The 658-nt window shown below is 42.2% G+C and carries 1 protein-coding gene; it reads right to left on the bottom strand.

Translation table 11 applies throughout. From position 1 onward, the window contains the following. A partial coding sequence (locus R7Z50_RS28145) for an oligogalacturonate-specific porin KdgM family protein (RefSeq protein WP_318149837.1) occupies positions 1 to 474 on the bottom strand: 474 nt, incomplete at its 3' end. Between the last annotated feature and the right edge of the window lie 184 nt (positions 475 to 658).

Genomic DNA, 658 nt, shown 5'->3' with positions numbered 1-658 from the left:
CTCCGCTTCTACGCCAAGCTTGCCCCATTCAAACTTACGGTTTGCGTAAAGGTTGAGCTGGTTGTAACGCGAGTCGTCCGTGTTTTTGTACCCATGACGAATACGCGCAGCGACATCCCACTCGTCATTGATTTTGTACGCGCCAGTCAAGTTGTACTTGAACACTGACGCACCCGATGGGCTGGCATCAATGTTAATGCCCGGCGTTAGAGAGAAATTGTCGGTCGCTTTCCAACGGTAGCTCACGCCAGTTTCATGGCCTGCATTACCCATATGACCATCTTTATAGTTCCATTTTGCTTCCACGCTAAAACCGATTTGGTTGTCGAAACGGTGAGAAACGTAAATACGATCTCGATGTTCGTCACCATCACGATCAGGCACATATTCATGACGAATATCCACCGATGCGGCAGCCGCTAAACCAGAAGTCATTGCAAGTAAGAGTGCAGAAGTAAGGTATCTAACTTTCATTTTGAAACACCATTTTATTTTATAATAAATCTTGTTTTAATATATTCATTATTACGTACTGATAAAGTTCTTATCGGTATTTTTGTGATCTTTAAAACGGTGTTTTAATTTTTTCGTGAGCTATGACACATGACTTTATTGGATTCGATGATCGTAATGATCTATCTGCTCTTTATTGGGATCG

The sequence above is a fragment of the Vibrio sp. 1249-1 genome, assembly GCF_033340495.1.
This window is presented reverse-complemented; position numbering and strand designations above follow the sequence as displayed.